General features: G+C 64.3%; 14 protein-coding genes. 8 read left to right on the top strand and 6 right to left on the bottom strand.

Translation table 11 applies throughout. The annotated features are described in order from the left end of the window. Nucleotides 1-8 precede the first annotated feature (8 nt). The gene (locus M8312_RS05525; protein WP_250119376.1) at nucleotides 9-1,079 is read left to right on the top strand and encodes a phytanoyl-CoA dioxygenase family protein; all 1,071 of its coding nucleotides are present in this window, start codon (nucleotides 9-11) and stop codon (nucleotides 1,077-1,079) included. A 7-nt stretch (nucleotides 1,080-1,086) separates the two neighbouring features. Here M8312_RS05525 and M8312_RS05520 read toward each other — a convergent pair whose 3' ends face one another. Together M8312_RS05520 and hemF are read right to left on the bottom strand one after the other, a co-directional pair. Then, nucleotides 1,087-1,290: a hypothetical protein gene (locus tag M8312_RS05520; RefSeq protein WP_250119375.1), complete on the bottom strand. Its 204-nt coding sequence runs from the start codon at nucleotides 1,288-1,290 to the stop codon at nucleotides 1,087-1,089. An 84-nt stretch (nucleotides 1,291-1,374) separates the two neighbouring features. Beyond that, nucleotides 1,375-2,214 carry an oxygen-dependent coproporphyrinogen oxidase gene (hemF, locus tag M8312_RS05515; protein ID WP_250119374.1) on the bottom strand — a complete coding sequence of 280 codons (840 nt, stop codon included), beginning with the start codon at nucleotides 2,212-2,214 and terminating at the stop codon, nucleotides 1,375-1,377. 249 nt (nucleotides 2,215-2,463) lie between these two features. On the opposite strand from hemF, the gene petA reads away from it, so the two are divergent. The 4 genes from petA to M8312_RS05495 all read left to right on the top strand — a co-directional run bounded on the left by petA (nucleotide 2,464) and on the right by M8312_RS05495 (nucleotide 5,985). Continuing rightward, the gene (petA, locus tag M8312_RS05510; protein WP_250119711.1) at nucleotides 2,464-3,027 is read left to right on the top strand and encodes a ubiquinol-cytochrome c reductase iron-sulfur subunit; all 564 of its coding nucleotides are present in this window, start codon (nucleotides 2,464-2,466) and stop codon (nucleotides 3,025-3,027) included. Between the two features lie 11 nt (nucleotides 3,028-3,038). Then, nucleotides 3,039-4,358: a cytochrome b gene (locus M8312_RS05505; RefSeq protein ID WP_250119373.1), complete on the top strand. Its 1,320-nt coding sequence runs from the start codon at nucleotides 3,039-3,041 to the stop codon at nucleotides 4,356-4,358. A gap of 16 nt (nucleotides 4,359-4,374) precedes the next feature. Continuing rightward, nucleotides 4,375-5,319 carry a cytochrome c1 gene (locus tag M8312_RS05500; protein WP_250119372.1) on the top strand — a complete coding sequence of 315 codons (945 nt, stop codon included), beginning with the start codon at nucleotides 4,375-4,377 and terminating at the stop codon, nucleotides 5,317-5,319. A 138-nt stretch (nucleotides 5,320-5,457) separates the two neighbouring features. Then, nucleotides 5,458-5,985: an adenine phosphoribosyltransferase gene (locus tag M8312_RS05495; protein WP_250119371.1), complete on the top strand. Its 528-nt coding sequence runs from the start codon at nucleotides 5,458-5,460 to the stop codon at nucleotides 5,983-5,985. A 53-nt stretch (nucleotides 5,986-6,038) separates the two neighbouring features. Here the strand turns inward: M8312_RS05495 and M8312_RS05490 are convergent, their stop codons facing one another. After that, a complete protein-coding gene (locus M8312_RS05490) occupies nucleotides 6,039-6,788 on the bottom strand; it encodes a DUF72 domain-containing protein (RefSeq protein ID WP_250119370.1) in 750 nt (249 codons plus the stop codon). Between the two features lie 245 nt (nucleotides 6,789-7,033). Between M8312_RS05490 and M8312_RS05485 the strand changes: the two genes are divergently transcribed. Genes M8312_RS05485 through M8312_RS05475 form a run of 3 tightly spaced genes read left to right on the top strand, consistent with a single transcriptional unit; the run spans nucleotide 7,034 to nucleotide 11,117 of the window. Continuing rightward, nucleotides 7,034-8,731 (top strand): glycosyltransferase family 4 protein, encoded by a 1,698-nt coding sequence (locus tag M8312_RS05485; protein WP_250119369.1) that lies wholly within the window; start codon nucleotides 7,034-7,036, stop codon nucleotides 8,729-8,731. Continuing rightward, the gene (locus M8312_RS05480; protein ID WP_250119368.1) at nucleotides 8,728-9,927 is read left to right on the top strand and encodes a glycosyltransferase; all 1,200 of its coding nucleotides are present in this window, start codon (nucleotides 8,728-8,730) and stop codon (nucleotides 9,925-9,927) included. The genes M8312_RS05485 and M8312_RS05480 overlap by 4 nt, the downstream gene beginning before the upstream one ends. Then, complete coding sequence (locus M8312_RS05475) at nucleotides 9,927-11,117, top strand: glycosyltransferase family 4 protein (protein WP_250119710.1); 1,191 nt, start codon at nucleotides 9,927-9,929, stop codon at nucleotides 11,115-11,117. The genes M8312_RS05480 and M8312_RS05475 overlap by 1 nt, the downstream gene beginning before the upstream one ends. Nucleotides 11,118-11,157: 40 nt before the next feature. Here M8312_RS05475 and ychF read toward each other — a convergent pair whose 3' ends face one another. From ychF to M8312_RS05460, 3 genes are all read right to left on the bottom strand, one after another. Continuing rightward, complete coding sequence (gene ychF, locus M8312_RS05470) at nucleotides 11,158-12,258, bottom strand: redox-regulated ATPase YchF (RefSeq protein ID WP_250119367.1); 1,101 nt, start codon at nucleotides 12,256-12,258, stop codon at nucleotides 11,158-11,160. Between the two features lie 111 nt (nucleotides 12,259-12,369). Further along, a complete protein-coding gene (locus M8312_RS05465) occupies nucleotides 12,370-12,960 on the bottom strand; it encodes a TIGR02466 family protein (RefSeq protein ID WP_250119366.1) in 591 nt (196 codons plus the stop codon). 21 nt (nucleotides 12,961-12,981) lie between these two features. Next, nucleotides 12,982-14,421: a glycosyltransferase family protein gene (locus M8312_RS05460; RefSeq protein WP_250119365.1), complete on the bottom strand. Its 1,440-nt coding sequence runs from the start codon at nucleotides 14,419-14,421 to the stop codon at nucleotides 12,982-12,984. Nucleotides 14,422-14,464: the final 43 nt, after the last annotated feature.

The raw sequence follows: 14,464 nt of genomic DNA, 5'->3' as shown, positions 1-14,464 counted from the left end.
TCTGCTCCATGGCGCCGCGCCGCTGGACCGACTGGTGGCGCGCGCCCTGGTGGCTGCTGGCGCTGGCGACCGGCGCCAAGAGTTTCGCTGACAATCCACTGTTGGGATCGCGGGCGCTAAACGCCCGCGGGCTCCACGCCGCTCGCGTCAGGCTCGCGCATCGGCTGACCGTCAGGCGCCGCCGATGGCTTGCGCCCAGCGTCCCCACTGCCTGGCGGGAGGCGTTCGATCGCGACGGGTTCGTCGTCATCCCGGGCGTGCTTGCCGCCGCTGAGCTTGCGGAGGTGCAGCGCGCATTGGCTACACAGCCGCTCCCAACGCGGGCGCATCTGCAGGGCGACACGATCACCGCGCGTGTCCTGTTCGACCATGACGCGGGGCGGCGCCTTCCCGCGCTTGAGCGGTTGCTGCGGCGACCAGAGGTCCGTGCCCTGTTCTCTTACGCGGCGGGCACCCTTACTCCACCGATCCATTATCTTCAGACGATCCTCGGCGGGGCCGCTCCGGGGGACCTGCCCGACCCGCAGGTTCATCTTCATGCCGACGCTTTCTATCCCTCCATGAAAGCGTGGCTGTTCCTTGCCGACGTCGCCGAGGACGGCCGCCCGCTGACCTATGTGGCGGGGTCCCACCGGCTGACGGCGGAGCGGCTGGCGTGGGAACAGGCGCGGAGCCTGACCGTGCTGGAGCATGGGGATCGCCTGTCGCAGCGCGGTTCCCTTCGGGTGGAGCGGGAAGAGCTCGCGGGTCTTGGCCTGCCTGAGCCGACCCGCTTCGCGGTACCTGCCAACACCCTGCTCGTTGCGGACATGTTCGGTTTCCACGCCCGGGGCGATTCCGATCGGCCGACGACGCGCGTGGAACTGTGGTCCTATAATCGCCGTCCACCATTCCTGCCGGACCTTGGCCGCCGCCTCCTGGCACTTGCGCCGCGGTCATGGGCCGGGGGAGGGGTCGTCTATCGAGCAACCGACCTGCTGGACCGGCTTGGGCTGCGGCGCCAGCATTGGCACGACATTGGCCCGCAGCCGCCGGCCGCGCCCGATCTGCGTGGCCGGGCTCCGGAGACACTGCTTTGAGGAAGCGTTACGCCGGTTGAGGGCCGCCAGGTGCGGGCACCTGCCCTGCCGGGTTTTGCGTGGGCGTCTGCACGGCGAGCTCGTCGGCCTGGCGTTCGTAATAATCGGCAAGGTCGATCAATCGGGCAGCGCCTTCGCGGTCGAGGACACCTTTGGCCAGCCGCCGGCACCGTGCCGCCTGCTCACGGAGATACGCGGGTTCGTTACTCATGGGCAATAAGCCTAGAGGCCTATGCGGCCCCAATTAAGGTGGCCTTTCTGCCGTGCGTTTCGATTCGCAACGGACATTGAGTGATCAGCGCCACCGCGCCAACGGCGGAAGGCTCATCAGGATGGCGTCGATGTTGCCGCCGGTCTTCAGCCCGAAGAGCGTGCCGCGATCGTAGAGCAGGTTGAACTCGACGTAGCGGCCGCGGAACTCCAGCAGGCGCTCCATTTCGGCGGCGTCGAACGGCTGATCCATTCGCTTGCGCACGAGGGGCGGGAAGGCGGCGAGGAAGGCCTCGCCAACGGCTCGGGTAAAGGCGAAGTCTGAGCCGAAGTCGCTCTCCAGCCGATCGTAGAAGATCCCGCCAACACCGCGCGCAACCTGCCGATGGGGGAGCCAGAAATAATCGTCCGCCCATTTGGCGAAGCGCTCGTAATAGTCCGAGCCATGTGCGTCGCAGGCCCGGCGGAGTTCCGCGTGGAAGGCGGCGGTGTCTTCAGGGTATGGCAGGGCTGGATTGAGGTCAGCGCCGCCTCCGAACCATCGCTTGCCGGTGGTCAGAAAACGAGTGTTCATGTGCACGGCCGGAACATGCGGATTGGCCATGTGCGCAACCAGGCTGATGCCGGTCGCGAAGAAGCTCGGGTCCTCTTCGGTACCGGGGATGCTTTTCGCGAATTCGGGACTGAAGGCCCCGTGGACGGTGGAGACATTGACCCCGACCTTCTCGAACACCTTGCCGGCCATTTGCCCGCGCACCCCGCCGCCGCCGGGCGCACCGTGGTGATCGGTTCGGTCCCAGGGCGTGTAGGTGAAGGCCGCGTCACTGCCCGCCTCGCGCTCAATCGACTCGAACTCGGCGCAGATGCGGGTGCGAAGCGCCTCGAACCAGCTGCGAGCGGCGGATTGTTGGGGATCGAGCTCCATGGGCTGCGCCGATAGGCCAAGCCGCGCGTGGCCGAAAGACCATGTTGTGAGTTACTGACCGTCCCCAATCTACACTTGGCGGACGCGGTTCGCCTCGCTATCAGCACCGCCAATCCGTCCCGGGGCCTTCCGTGGCGGCTTTCGTCATAGGTGCTCGCCCGCGGACCGCAGGTGGTGCCAACCAACGATGACCTAGTGAAGGGTTTTGGGATTTCGATGGCTACTGTGAGTGATCCCGCGCAGCCGATCATGCCCGGCGAACCGGTCGTGGACGCTGCCGACGGGCACGCGGACGGCGTTCGCCGGCGGGACTTCATCAACATCGCGGCGACCAGCTTCGCCGGTGTCGGCGCGGGCGTCGCGGTGGCGCCGCTGCTGATGCAGATGGCGCCCTCGGCCGACGTTCAGGCGTTGTCGACCACCGAAGTGGACATCTCCAAGATCCAGCCCGGTCAGGGCATCAAGGCGGTGTGGCGCAAGCAGCCGGTGTTCATCCGCAATCTGCTGCCGAAGGAAATCGCGGCCGCCAATGCGGTAGACGTGGCGACTCTTCGCGATCCCCAGACGCTGGCCGAGCGGACCAAGCCCGGCAAGACCAACTGGCTGATCACGCTCGGCGTCTGCACTCATCTTGGCTGCGTGCCGCTCGGCATTGGTGAGGGTGAGACCCGCGGTGAGTATGGCGGCTATTTCTGCCCTTGCCACGGCTCGGTCTACGACACGGCCGCCCGCATCCGCAAAGGCCCCGCGCCGAAGAACCTGCAGGTGCCCGAGTACAAGTTCACGTCCGCCACCGTCGTTCAGATCGGTTGAGGTAAGCCACGATGAGTTTTGCCTGGGCCAAGCCCTACGAGCCGAAGTCCCCGTTCACCAAGTGGGTGGACGAGCGCCTGCCCCTTCCGCGCCTGGTCTATGGCGCGATTGGTGGCGGTTATCCGGTCCCCCGGAACCTCAACTATTTCTGGAACTTCGGCGTTCTCGCCGGTCTTGCCCTGGTGATCCAGATCATCACCGGCATCGTGCTGGCGATGCACTATTACAGCTACGCCGCCGGCGCCTTCGACAGCGTTGAGCGCATCATGCGCGACGTCAACGCCGGCTGGGTGATCCGCTACGTTCACCAAAATGGCGCCAGCTTCTTCTTCGCCGTCATCTACATCCACATCTTCCGCGGTCTGTTCTACGGTTCGTACAAGGCGCCACGCGAAATGGTGTGGATGCTGGGCGTCGTGATCTACCTGCTGATGATGGCCACAGCCTTCATGGGGTACGTCCTGCCGTGGGGTCAGATGAGCTATTGGGGCGCGCAGGTCATCACCGGCTTCTTCTCGGCCATTCCGCTGATTGGTGAGCCGCTGCGCATCTTCCTGCTCGGTGGTTACGCACCTGACCAGGCCGCGCTGACCCGCTTCTTCTCGCTCCACTACCTGCTGCCGTTCGTCATCGCCGGCGTGGTCATTCTCCACATCTGGGCGCTGCATATCCCGGGTTCGTCGAACCCGACCGGCGTGGACGTCAAGGACGAGAAGGACACGCTTCCCTTCCACCCGTTCTATACGGCGAAGGATGGGTTCGGCATGGGCGTGGCGCTGATCATCTTCTCGATCTTCGTCTTCTTCCTGCCGTTCAGTCTCGGCCACCCCGACAACTACATCGAGGCGAATCCGCTGGTGACCCCGGCGCACATCGTTCCCGAGTGGTACTTCTGGCCGTTCTACGCGATCCTGCGCAGCTTCACGGTGGATTTCATCCTGCCGGCCAAGCTGTGGGGCGTGCTGGCGATGTTCAGCGCCGTGCTGCTGCTGTTCTTCCTGACCTGGCTGGACCGGTCACCGATCCGCTCGACCAGCTATCGTCCGGTCTACAAGATCTTCTTCTGGATCCTGGTCGCCGACGTGATCCTGCTGGGCTATGTCGGACAGGCGCACATCACGCCCGTCAACGTCGCGCTCGGCCAGGTCGCCGCAGCCTATTATTTCCTGCACTTCCTGGTCATTCTCCCGCTCGTCTCCAAGTTCGAGAAGCCGCTTCAGCTGCCCAACTCGATCACGGAAAGCGTGCTTCACGGAGAGGACAAGGAAAGCGCACCGTTCGGCCTCGCCACCACTGGCGGGTCCACCACGGCTCCGGCCGCGGCCGAGTAAGGGGACAGACAGGACAATGGTCCGGATTATCGGTTTCTTCGTCGGGCTCGGCTTTGTCGGTGTCCTCTTTCTTTCGCTGATCTCCAATGGAGTTGAGGCGATCAAGAGTCCTCCGCCGGCTACGGCCGAAGAGGAGTTCCACCTCAAGCCCAAAGACGTGCAGTTCGCGACCGACGGCCCGTTCGGCCGATTCGACCGGGCGCAGCTGCAGCGCGGCTTCCAGATATACAAGGAAGTCTGCTCGGCTTGCCACAGCATCAAGGAAGTGAGCTTCTACCAGCTCAAGGACCTGGGCTATAACGAGGCCGAGGTGAAGGCGATTGCTAGCCAGTGGGCGACGGAAGTCCCGTCGGTGAACCCGGACACGGGCGAGCCCGCAACCCGCAAGGCGCTGATCTCCGATCGCTTCCCGAGCCCCTACGCCAACGAGACGGCCGCTCGCGCTGCGAACAACAACGCGCTGCCGCCGGACCTCTCGCTGATCACCTCCGCACGCGAGGGTGGGGCGCACTACGTTTATTCGCTGCTCACCGGCTATGCGAACCAGCAGGGCTACAGGAACGCCAAGGGCCAGGAGTTGCTCAAGGAATTCCCGGACGTGAAGACGCCCGCGGGCCTGCACTTCAATCCCTATTTTGCCAACCTGAACGTTGCCATGCCGCCGCCGCTGGTTTCGAACGGCCAGGTGACCTACGCCGATGGGACCAAGTCTACCGTCGACCAGATGGCCAAGGACGTCGCCAGTTTCCTCGTCTGGACCGCGCAGCCGAAGCTCGAGAGCCGGCTCAGGACCGGGTGGGTGGTGCTGCTGTTCCTCACCATCGCGACGGTGCTGGCCTACATGGCCTACCGGAACATCTGGGCGAACGCCAAGCGCGAGGTCGCCATTCGCGGACCGCTGGAGCCCGCCTTCCGGCAGCGGATGGACGAGCAGAAGGCCGAGCGGGGTATCGCTGGCTAGTTCTCCTCAGGAGACACAGACAAAGGGGGCGGTCCAGTAAATGGGCCGCCCTTTTTTTGCGGCTCAGGCGGAGCGGCCGAGCGCGCGCGAACGAGCCCTGGATTGCTTCGCCGCTTCACTGCTCTCAATGACGCGGGAATGACCGACCTGCGCGCGCTGATCCGCACCATCCCCGACCATCCCCGGCCCGGAATCCAGTTCCGCGACATCACGACGCTTCTCCTCGATCCCGCTGGCCTTCGCGCCACCGTCGAACGGCTTGCAGACACCGTTTCTGACCGGCCGGACCTGATTGCCGCCATTGAAGCGCGCGGCCTCGTGATCGGCGCGGCGTTGGCGGTGAGGCTGGGATGCGGGCTGCTGCTCATTCGCAAGGATGGAAAGTTGCCTGGTGGGACGATCGCCGAGGATTATGCGCTGGAATATGGCAGTGACCGGCTGGCCATGCACGTCGACGCCTTCACGCCGGGCGCCAAGGTGCTCGTTGTCGACGACCTGCTTGCCACGGGCGGGACCGCGCTGGCGGCAGCGCGCCTGGTGCGCAGAGCCGGCGGCGAGGTGACCGGCGCCCGCTTCGTCGTTGATCTGCCGGCGCTGGGTGGCGCAGAGAAGCTGAGGGAAGAGGACATCGAGACGCACTCCCTGCTCCAGTTTGACGGAGACTGAACTCGCCTTGTCGGCGTGGTTCAGCTCGCCTTCGAGATCAATGTCGCTGCAGGTCAGGTCATTGGTGACGGTGACTTGCTGGCTAGGGCCTGCTGCAAGGCCAGTGCATCGCCCGTCGCTGCGCTGCTCGCCGTGTTATCGAAGATGCACCAGCGGTCGCCGGCGTCCGCGGCGATCTGGTCGGCATAATCGACGAGGCGGTCGCCGTAGCTGGAGCGGTAAATTACTGGGGAGCCGTGCAGGCGCCAGTAGCGCAGTCCGGTCCACCCGCCCGGTTCGGCTGCTTCTGGTACCCGCGCCGGATCGGCCGCGACTCGCGCTACGCGCAGCTCGGCCAACAGCGCGTCGCACTCGGTCTCGAACCAGCTCGGGTGCCTCGGTTCACAGGCAAGCAGAGCCGGAGACAAGCCCCGCAACAGCTCTACGAAGTGGCGAAAGAGGTCAGCATCAAACGCGAGGCTCGGCGGCAGCTGAATCAGCAGAACGCCCATTTTGGAGCCAAGCAAGCTGGCCTGCTCGATGAACGTCGGCAGCAGGTCGGCGCAGTCGGCCAGTCGCCGCTCGTGAGTGATCGTCTTGGGCAGCTTGACCGAGAAGCGGAACCCATCGGGCACACTGTCCCGCCACTTCTCCCAGGTCGAGAGCCGGTGAGGCCGATGAAAGCTGCTGTTGATCTCCGCCGCAGTGAGTTTCGTCGCATAACGCTCGAGCGCGCTCCCCTCGACAGGGAAGGAGGAAGCACAGTTCTTGGCGATGCTCCAGCCAGCAGTGCCGATCCGGGTTGATGCTGGCGCTCTGCTCACTCCTGAGAAACGCCGGTTCGCGACTTCGGTCGCATTGTGCGGCAAACCCGTTGCGAAGCGCGGCGTATTCGGCAAATGACGGCGGCGGGGGCTCGACCAAGATCGTCAGATGCTTGGCGACACAATCATTTCGCAAGACTGATCAATGGCTCGGGCAAATTTCGGTTCTCGCCGGGTCGGCGCAGCTGGTCTTACGGCCAACGAGCGCAAGCTCCGCGTTTTGCAAGAGAAAACAGAAGAGAGCGATGGCTGAGTCGACGGCAAGATTGGACCACGGTTCGCTCGAGTGGCTGCTCTCGCTTGAGCAGGAGCGCTTCATTGCGGCCGTGTTTGAAGCTCTCCTCGGCCGTTCGCCTGATCCGACCGGGATCAAGCACTACCTGTCGCTGCTGGAGCGCAAGAAGAACAAGCTGCAGGTCATCTCGGACCTCTACCATTCAGCGGAGGCCAAGGCTCGTCCTCAAAGGACGGATGTCATCGAAGCGGTGTTCAGACACGACCACCCGCTGCTCAGCCGTGTGATAAAAGCCCCGCGCCGTGCGCGCAGCATGGCACCGCTGCCAAGTACCCCTTCGCCGCCTGCGTCGTTGCTGGCGGAGCTGGACCACCATATCCGCGCACGACACGAGGAATTGCTCAACGCCATTCACGGCAAGGGAAATGTCATCCAGGACAAGCTGCTGCAGCTTGAATATATCCTGGAGAGTGTGGGTCGGTCGCAGCCCGATGAGGCCTTGGGTGATCCCCGCTCCGGCTTCATCTTCAACCTGTCGACCAGCAATCACTGGCGAACCCATCCGGTCGGGATTGTGCGGGTCGAGCGCGAGATTGCAGCCCATCTACAGCGCTTTCGAAATGTCGACTTCGTATTGTGGGACAAGAGCAGCCGCTGCTTGAAGAAGCTGCCGTCGGTCCATGCGGAGCGGATCCTGACACCCGCTTGGTGCGATCCCGCTTCTCCAATGCTGGAGTACGACCCCGGCCAGTTTGTCGAGCCAATCATTCGGCCCGGAGACACCTACATCTCACTCGGTCTCGACTGGGATCACGCGCCCGTCGACCAGGTCCTGGCTTATCTCCGCCGGTTCGAGGCGAAGGCGGTTCTCGCCTGCTACGACACCGTCCCCACGCAGTTTCCCGAATTCCTCGTGCGCGAGGAGATCGGCAGCGAGTTCCGGCATCATCTGGTCGACATGGCTCATGGTGCGAGCAAGGTGTGGGCCATTTCGGAGGCGACGAAGCGCGACCTGCTCGGCTTCTGGGACAGCGCCCGTCTGGAACGCGAACCGCCGCCGGTTACGACCGTTCCCTTGGCAAGCTTCTGTGCCCCGTCGGACCTACCCCAGCTCAACGAGCGGGAGCGGGGCGTCCTTCGCGACGTGTTCGTGAAGGGTGAGTACGTTCTTTACGTCAGCTCGGTCGAGCCGCGGAAGAACCACAAGCTTATGCTCGATATCTGGCGCGAGCTTTGGGAGGAGCGGGGCGTCGACTGCCCGCAGTTCGTGTTCGTCGGAATGCGCGGGTGGGGCACTGAAGACCTGCTGCAACGGACCAGCCGGATGGCGGCTTACCGCGGTGGCAAGATCACCGGGCTGCATCACGTCAGCGACGAGCTGCTTGCCCATCTGTACCACCATTGCTCCTTCACCGTTTTCCCAAGCCATTATGAGGGTTGGGGGCTGGCCGCGACCGAAGCCATGGCGTTCGGCAAGGTCTGCGTGATCGCCAACAACAGCTCGCTGGGCGAGGCGACGCAGGGACTGATGCCGGCTCATCACCCGCTCGACTTCCCCGCGTGGAAGGCGGAGATCGAGCGATTGCTTGATGATGTTCCCTACCGCCAGTCGCTGGAAGCCAGCATCGCGGCAAATTATCGGCCTCTTACCTGGGCGGACGTCGGCGAGGCATTCTGCAACCGCGTTCTCATGGACGACCAACGATGAGCCGCCGTTTCGTTATCAACATCACCACGTCGGCGAACTGGCGCGAGCGGCCCGTCGGTATCGTCCGGGTCGAGCGCGAGATCATCAAGGCGGCGTATGGCCGGTTGGGCAAGGAGCTAGTCCCGACCTACCTCGATTACCCCACCGGGCGGCTGCTGACGGTCGATCAGCACTTGTTCCGGCAGATCATGTCGGACGATTGGGTGGATGGAAGCGAGACCGGCAGCAAGACGGTCAACATCCACCGATATCTGAAGCCCTTCACCCCCTCCGCCAACGACAAGGTCATTTCCGTTGGGAGTGACTGGTCATTCGAGGTTCCCGACAAGATCGAGGCGCTCTACGGATCGAAGCGAGTGCTGATTTCAGCGTGCTACGACCTCATCCCGCTGCTCTATCCCGAGTTCACGCCGGGGCCGGAATTCTTTGACCAGTTCAATCACCACTATCGGGCATTGGCACGGTTGGCGCACGGGGTGTTCGCCATCTCTGAAGTCTCCGCCCAGTCACTTCGCGATTTCTGGGCTGACGAGGGGCTCACGAGCACTGCGCCCCCAGTGACGGTGGTCCCCTTGGCTGCACCCGTTCCTGCGGCCGAACCGACCAAGCTCGATGCCACGGAGCAGTCTGTTCTCGAGGAGATCGAGAAGGCGGGTCCTTACGTCATCTACGTAAGCACCATCGAGCCCCGCAAGAATCACCAGTTGCTGCTGGACATCTGGCGCGATCTCTACGCCGAGCGGGGCGAGAATTGCCCGACGTTGCTGCTGGTCGGAATGAAGGGCTGGGGGAGCGGCGATCTGCTTCGTTCGGCCGAACGGATGGCGGTATCGAAGGCCGGGAAGATCCAGTGGCGCAAGGGCATCAGCGACGCGCTGCTGATGGCGCTTTACCAGCGGAGCGCCTTCGCCGTCTTCCCCAGCTACTTCGAGGGCTGGGGGCTTGCCGCCACTGAAGCAGCAGCGCTTGGCAGGGTATGTGTCGTGTCGAAAACCGGGGCGCTGATTGAGGCGACACAGGGCAAGATGCCAAGCTACCATCCGCTCGATTTCCTGGGTTGGAAGGGCGAGATCGTCCGCCTGCTCGACGACCTTCCCTATCGCTCGGCCCTGGAAGCCAGGCTGGAGGATGGGCACTTCAAGCGAACCTGGGCCGACTTCGCCGACGATTTCTGCACTCACTTCCTGGTCGCGTGATGAAGATCCTGCAGTTAACGAATTATCCCACGTCCAAGCCGCAGCACGGCGGGCAGATCCGTGCGCGGCAGCTGGCCGAAGCGCTGCGCAGGGCTGGTCACGAGGTCAAGGCGGTCGCCGTTTACCCAAAGGACGCTTACAAGTCCGACAGCCAGGACGACGTCATCTTCGCACCGGACAGCCCCTTCTGGCGTAGCGAGATCGACTTTCTGTCGGACTATCTGTCCGGCATCTACGCGGCCGAGGATGGGCAAGCGTTCGGATCACTGGCGAGAACCGCTGCCGAACACCGCCCCGACGTGATCATCAGTGAGCATCCCTGGCTCATGCAGGTAGCGCGGAAGCTTGCGGACGCTCAGGGGGGCAGCAAGCTGGTCTATTCATCCCACAACGTGGAATTCCGGCTGAAGCGGGGCATCCTCGACAAGGCGAAGATCAGCCCGCAGGATCGCGCACGCCTGGTGCACGAGATCGAGCAGCTTGAGCATGATGCGGTGCGTCATGCCGACCTGGTCATTGCGTGCACCACCGCCGACGCCGATTATTATCGCGACCATGTCGCGGGCTGTCCGGAGGTGGTGGTGGCCGGCAACGGGGTTGAGCCCTTTGCCTGCAAGCCGGCGAGGGTTGAGGCGTGGCGGCACTTCTTCGGTGCGCCGTTCCCAGTCTTCGTGAGTAGCGCGCACATTCCCAACGCCAGCGGCTTCTGGGAGATGATGACTCCGGGCCTGACCTTCCTCCGCCCGGACGAGCGAGTGATCGTGGTTGGTGGCGTCTCGAACCTGATCGATCAGATCAAGGGGTTCGAGGCGTATGCGGCGGTCAATCGCAGCCGGATGGAAGTCATGGGACTGATGGAGAAGAGCGAACTTCAGGCACTCGTCACCGCCGCCCATGTGATCATGCTGCCGATCGTCGAGGGGGAAGGGTCCAACCTCAAGACCGCCGAAGCGCTTGAGGCGGGGTGCTCGATCGTCGGCACGACCAAGGCTTTCCGCGGCTTCGAGGAGGCTAAAAGACTGCCTCACGTGCATATCGCCGACGAGCCGGAAGCTTTTCGCCGGAAGGTCCGCGAAGTGCTCGATGCGCCGCGCTACGATCGCGGCACGCCGGACGCCGTGCGGGCGCGCTTCTACTGGGCGCAGCTGCTTGGTGAGGCGGTGTCGCGGATCGGTGCGCTAAACAGCTGAAGTTGCGCGGGCTGCCTCGTGCAGCCCGCTATCTGCGGCCTCATACGTTGAATTTGAAGTGCATGACGTCGCCGTCCTGTACGACATATTCCTTGCCCTCCTGCCGCAATTTGCCGGCGTCGCGAGCCCCCGACTCGCCATTCAGCGCGACATAGTCGTCGAAGGCGATGGTCTCAGCGCGAATAAAGCCGCGTTCGAAGTCGGAGTGGATCGCGCCCGCAGCCTGCGGGGCCTTGGCGCCCTTCTCGACCGTCCAGGCGCGCGCTTCCTTCGGGCCGACGGTGAAAAAGGTGATGAGGTGGAGGAGGTCGTAGCCAGCGCGGATCACGCGGGCGAGGCCGGTCTCGTGCAGGCCCATCTCCTCGAGAAAGGCGAGCCGCTCGTCCATGTCCATGCCGATGAGGTCGGCCTCGATCGCGGCGGAGACCACGACGGCGTTGGCGCCCTCGGCCTTTGCCTTGGCGAAGACCTGCTCGGACAGCGTATTGCCGTTGGCGGCGTCGTCCTCGTTGACGTTGCAGACGTAGAGGATCGGCTTGGCGGTGATCAGCTGGGCCTGGGAGAAGACACGGGCTTCCTCGTCGTCCTTGGGCTGGGTCAGGCGAGCGGGCTTGCCCTCGCGCAGCAGCTCGAGCGCCTGGCCGAGCACTGACGCGGCGATCTTCGATTCCTTGTCACCCTGCTGTCCGCGCTTGACGAGGTTGGGGACGCGCTTCTCAAGGCTGTCGAGGTCGGCGAGGAGCAGCTCGGTCTCCACCGTTTCGGCATCGGCCAGCGGATCGACCTTGTTAGCAACGTGCTGGATATCGTCATCCTCGAAGCAACGCAGGACGTGGACGATGGCGTCCACCTCGCGGATGTTGCCGAGAAACTGGTTGCCGAGGCCCTCGCCTTGGCTGGCGCCCTTCACCAGGCCCGCAATGTCGACGAAGCCAAGTTGGGTGGCGATGATCTTGGCCGAGCCGGCGATTGACGCCAGCTTGTCGAGGCGCGGGTCGGGAACGGCGACCTGGCCGACATTCGGCTCGATCGTGCAGAAGGGATAGTTGGCGGCCTGCGCCGCCTGAGTCTCAGTCAGCGCGTTGAAGAGGGTCGATTTGCCGACGTTCGGCAGCCCGACGATGCCGCAGCGGAAGCCCATGGGTGTTCTCCGGTGGTCCTGTCGTCATTGCGAAGAGCGCAGCGACGGTGCGATCCAGTGCACTGGATTGCTTCGCTGCGCTCGCAATGACGGGTGTGTTCGCGTGGCCCCTTACGCGAAGTTGAAGCTGATGCTCAACCGTTCGCCCTTGCCAGTACCGGGAAGGACCTCGTGCCGAAGCCAGCTTTCCCATAACAGCAGGGTGCCGGGCGCCGGCTGCACCGTGACGAAGGAACTTAGCGGCTCCGGTGCGTCGGGCGATCGAGTGGGGGCGGCCATCATCATCGCCAAGCGGGGATCTTCGAACCGGATGGCGCCGCTGCCTTCCGGGACCTCCACGTAGAGCGTGCCTGACAGAATGCTGTGGGGATGGATGTGCGCGGTGTGGTGACCTCCAGGTTTCAGGAGGTTGACCCACAAGCTGTCAATCTTGGGCTTCACGTTCCAGGCGAGCTCTTTGGCGAAGCTTGCAGCGTGACGGGTGAGAAGTTTGGCGAGATCGGCAATCACCGGGTCGCGCCGGGGTAGATCGTCGAGAGAGGCGTAGCTGGTGTAGCCCTTGTAGCCATGCTCGCGGCACCAGCGGCGACCGGCGATGTCATCTTCTGCAAGGCTGCGGATTGAGTGGGAAAGTTCTTGCCACAGCGCGGCCTGGCCAACCTCGGTCTCGTACAGCGGCGTGACGAACAGAGTGCGCGACATGGCTGCGCGCTTAGACGCCCCTCAGCGTCGGCGCCAGACCGCCACCTCGCCAGCGCGCGCGACCGGCGCATAGTCGCTCATCACGGCTCGGATCAGCGGCTCCTTCAACAGCCAGCGGCGGTTCTCGTCCTCGACCAGCACGATATCGGGCCGGTTGGCGCGGACATCGGCAGCAAAGATGGCGAGGTCTTCGTCATACCAGTGGCGGATGCCAGGTTTGTCGAGGCCGACGTAGAGTGCCCCGGCCGCGGTGAAGAGCGCCGCGCGGCGACCGACCCAGTGGCCGTCGACATGGCGGACCGCTGGGTGCCCGGTGACCAGCTGCGTTCCAAGGGTGATGACCTTCGGGTGGGATGGGCCGGCGCGCACGATGGCGGCGGCGAGCCCCGGAGGGGGCTGGATCGTGCACGTCTGGTATAGGAGGGCGGCGCACATGACCCCCATGCCGAGGCGGAAAGGCAAGCGCCGGGCGCGCTCGCTCGCGCCGCTGATCAGCAGCAGCAGAAGCGCTGCAAGGCACAGGGCAACGCCGGGGAAGGCGTGGTTAGCGTAATTCTTCCACTGGAGCAGTCCCGCCAGTGCGAAGCCGACCCCGCCAAGCAGCCAGCCCACGACCAGCCCGTTGCCGGGCCGCGCCTGGAGCAGCACGACGCCAGCGATCAACGCCGCGGGGACAATCAGGAGCGAGCTCAAGAGATAGTGGAACCACGGCGGGCCCATCGGGAGATAGGTCGCGGCGAGCATCGGCAGCAGAGAAAGGAACGTGGGCTCGAACAGAAGGACCGCCAGCGCGTAGAGGCCGAGAACTCCCAACGCGGCGAGTGCTGGCAGAAGAAACGGTGCGGGAGAGCGAAGCTTGCGGGTCGCGCCGATCGCAGGGAGCAGCAGGGCAAGCGCGAAGTGCGGCTTGATCACCATGATGAGGCCAGCGCCAAGGCCTGCCAGCACGGCCGTCCGGCCGGGCAGGCGGCCCCGGTCGCCAAGGAGGACAATCGCCGTGATTACCGGCAGGGCAATCAGCAGCGCGACATGCTCACGCTGGGCGAACAGTCCGCCGGGCAGGATCAGCGTGACGAAGCCGAGGCTGGCGGTCAGCGCCACGGGGCTTGGCGGCTGCGGCAGGCGCGAACTGAGCCGCAACGTTCCCCATAGAGATAGCAGCGCACCGCCGATGCAGGCCGCGACAATCACGGCTTCGGCGCGCAGGTGCAGCAGCTTCGCCAATGCCACGAACGGCAAGTAGAGCCAGACGGAGGCGGGCGGATTGACCTCCACGACGTCGACATAGAGCCGCTGTCCCTGGAGAACCCGTTCGCTGACGGTAATCAACCAACTGATATCGGCATCGATCGGGATCAACGTGCCCTGGATCAAGGCCGCGAGCAGCGCGAGACCAATGGCGAGCGTCCACGCCGGGGCACGGCGGGTCGACTGCCACTGATCGGAGTTGCCGGCGAACATGACAGCTTTGCTAAGTGGACAAGGTTAAGGTTCGCGTAAAGTG

The organism is Sphingomonas sp. KRR8 (assembly GCF_023559245.1).
Lineage (GTDB): Bacteria > Pseudomonadota > Alphaproteobacteria > Sphingomonadales > Sphingomonadaceae > Sphingomicrobium.
This window is presented reverse-complemented; position numbering and strand designations above follow the sequence as displayed.